Genomic DNA, 2,942 nt, shown 5'->3' with positions numbered 1-2,942 from the left:
ACTTAGACAAGTTCTTGGAACTCATGTAGAACAAGCTGGCTCTATGGTTTCACCTGAACGCTTAAGATTTGACTTTTCTCATTTTGAAGCCATTTCATATGATGATCTTATGAAAATTGAAACCCTTGTAAACGAACAAATTTTAAGTATGCTTCCAATTCAAACAGAGGATATGAGTATTGCCGCTGCAAAAGAAAAAGGCGCAATGGCGCTCTTTGGTGAAAAATATGGTGACAAAGTACGTGTGGTCACTATGGGTGATTACAGTATAGAGCTTTGTGGAGGTACACATCTTAAGAATACGGCTGAAGCAGGTCTCTTTAAAATCGTGAGTGAGACAGGTGTAGCTGCTGGTGTGAGAAGAATTGAAGCCATTACTGGTGAAAATGTTTATAAAATGTTAACACAACTTGATGGGAAGATTCAAAGACTTTCTGATATGCTAAAAACGAACCAAAATGATTTAGAGCATAGAACTGAGGCGCTCATTCAAGATATGAAACAAGTCCAAAGAGAAAATGAAAAACTTAAGAATAAATTGGTAACGAGCGACCTTGATAGCATGTTAAGTAGTGCAAAGCAAATTAAGGGCATGAATGTCGTAACAGCAGATTTTGCAGGCATTGATATGAATACCCTTAGGAACTTGGCGGATCAAATTAAAGACAAGCTTGAAAATAGTGTGGTAGTACTCGCAAACACTGGCGAAGGCAAGGTAGAGTTCCTGGCTATGGTTTCTGATGATGCCATTAAGCTTGGCGCACATGCAGGAAACCTTATTAGAGAAGTTGCTAAAATCGCTGGCGGCGGTGGTGGTGGTAAACCAAACATGGCACAAGCGGGTGGAAAAAACCCTGAAAAAGTTAAGGAAGCACTTTCGAAAGTTTATGAGTTATTGTCATAAATCGGGTATATATGGATATAAGTATTCGGTGAAGGGGGATTTTAAATGAAAAATACTATGAAGTTCAGCGTTGAAGATTATTTAGAGCAAGGAAATCAAAAGGACATTCTGCTATATGTGTTCAAAGCACTAGAGGAGAAGGGCTATAATCCTGTGAACCAGTTGGTAGGATATCTTCTTTCTGGTGACCCAACTTATATTACGACCTACAATGACGCAAGAACCATGATCAAAAAAGTGGAGAGAGACGAAATTCTTGAAGAACTCTTAAACCATTATATGGAGTGTATTAAAAAATAAGATGCAAAGAAATGAACTTGGAAAGACAGGCATAAAGGTTTCAAAGCTTTGCTTTGGAAGCCTTACAATGGGCCCCCTTCAAAGGAATCTATCCTTTGAAGAGGGGGCATCCCTTATTCGGTATGGCTATGAACGTGGCATTAATTTCTTGGATGCCGCAGAGCTATATGAAACCTACCCTCATATCAGACAAGCATTAAAATACATCGATCGATCTGATTATGTCATCGCAAGCAAATGCTATGCTTATTCTAAGGAGACGGCTGAAGAGAGCTTTGAAAAAGCACTTAGGGGTCTTGGCACGGATTATATTGATATTTTCATGCTGCATGAGCAGATGAGTGGTTTGACGATTAAGGGGCATTATGAAGCCATTGAGTATTTCATGAAAATGAAATCTCAGGGTAAAATAAGAGCCTTTGGTATATCGACACATTATGTGGCGGCAGTTAGAGCAGCACTGAAGTATCCGGAAATTCAAGTTATCCATCCCATAACCAATATCAATGGTCTTGGTATACAAGATGGGACGATGGACGATATGTATGATGCGCTTAAGGCCTATAAAGCAAATGGTGGCGGTATATATGGCATGAAACCACTCGGTGGCGGAAACTTGCTTTCAAATGTGGAAGCGTGCTTTGATTATGTGCTGAATCTTGATGTATTGGATTCGGTGGCTTTTGGCATGCAATCCTTTGATGAAATCGATTACAATGTTAAAAGAGTCAATGGTGAAATTATTCCGCTCGATTTAAAGGCACGTGTCAGCGGCCATACCAAAAAAATTCAAATTGCAGATTGGTGTATTAAATGCGGTGCCTGTGTAAAAAAATGTGATCATCATGCATTACGCCTTGAAAACGATGAAATTTTAGTGGATCGTTCAAAATGTGTTTTATGTGGTTATTGTTCTTCGGTGTGTCCGGAATTTTGCATTAAAGTGTACTAATTGAGAAATATTATCACTAATTTTTCAAATGCTATTGTTATTTAGAAACTATTCGGTTATACTGGAGGATATGAATTAATGAGATATATGGGACTAGATGTAGGTGACAGAACTATTGGCGTAGCCATCAGTGATGCACTAAAAATCACAGCACAGGGCAAAGAAACAATTTTTAGACAAAGTATCAAGCAAGATATTGATAGATTGGTAGACCTTATCGTTGAATATGAAGTGACGAGAGTCGTTTCAGGTCTTCCGATGAACATGAATGGGACACTGGGTCCACAAGGTGAAAAAACTCAAGACTTCATGAAAAAACTTGAGAAGAAAATAAAATATTCAGATCGTATCGATCGAGATATTGAAATTATATTTTGGGATGAACGTCTAACAACGATTGGTGCTCAAAAAATGCTGATTCAAGCAGATGTCAGTAGACAAAAAAGAAAGACTGTAATTGATAAGATTGCAGCACAGTTAATCTTGCAAGGCTATCTTGATAGTCTACCAAGAGAGTAGCATAAACATTAATTTGAACTATACATGAATATGGCCAAGCGCATATCCCATGTTAAGGATAAAAGAAAAAACTATTAGAGGTGTAAAATGAAAAAAAATGAAAATTTATTTGAAGTAGTAGATCCGCATCAAGGACAAGAAGACATTGTAGAATTGTTCGATGACAATGGAAATCCTGTGAAATTCAATATTATCGCGACTCTTGAGCTTGATGATCAAGAATATGCAATTCTTTCAAATGTTGAAGATGAAGACGAGGTATTGATT

5 protein-coding genes are annotated in these 2,942 nt (G+C 37.7%); all 5 read left to right on the top strand.

Going from position 1 to position 2,942, the window contains the following annotated elements:
* Positions 1-904: DHHA1 domain-containing protein (locus AC220I_RS20745; protein WP_486725775.1), on the top strand; the 904-nt coding region annotated here is incomplete at its 5' end.
* A 45-nt stretch (positions 905-949) separates the two neighbouring features.
* On the top strand, positions 950-1,204 hold the full coding sequence (locus AC220I_RS20740; RefSeq protein WP_486725774.1) for an IreB family regulatory phosphoprotein: 255 nt from the start codon (positions 950-952) through the stop codon (positions 1,202-1,204).
* Between the two features lies 1 nt (position 1,205).
* Positions 1,206-2,156 carry an aldo/keto reductase gene (locus AC220I_RS20735; RefSeq protein ID WP_486725773.1) on the top strand — a complete coding sequence of 317 codons (951 nt, stop codon included), beginning with the start codon at positions 1,206-1,208 and terminating at the stop codon, positions 2,154-2,156.
* A gap of 78 nt (positions 2,157-2,234) precedes the next feature.
* Positions 2,235-2,675, top strand: a complete 441-nt coding sequence (gene ruvX, locus AC220I_RS20730) for a Holliday junction resolvase RuvX (RefSeq protein WP_486725772.1) — start codon at positions 2,235-2,237, stop codon at positions 2,673-2,675.
* Between the two features lie 87 nt (positions 2,676-2,762).
* Positions 2,763-2,942: DUF1292 domain-containing protein (locus tag AC220I_RS20725; protein WP_486725771.1), on the top strand; the 180-nt coding region annotated here is incomplete at its 3' end.

It is taken from the genome of Fusibacter sp., assembly GCF_057447755.1.
Note: the sequence above shows the minus strand (reverse complement) of the source record. Positions and strands in the feature narration are given on the sequence as shown.

Bases quoted from the DNA above. Each gene is read 5' to 3' on its own strand.
- AC220I_RS20740 (WP_486725774.1), top strand. From the start codon at position 950: ATGAAAAATACTATGAAGTTCAGCGTTGAAGATTATTTAGAGCAAGGA.
- AC220I_RS20735 (WP_486725773.1), top strand. From the start codon at position 1,206: ATGCAAAGAAATGAACTTGGAAAGACAGGCATAAAGGTTTCAAAGCTT.
- ruvX (WP_486725772.1), top strand. From the start codon at position 2,235: ATGAGATATATGGGACTAGATGTAGGTGACAGAACTATTGGCGTAGCC.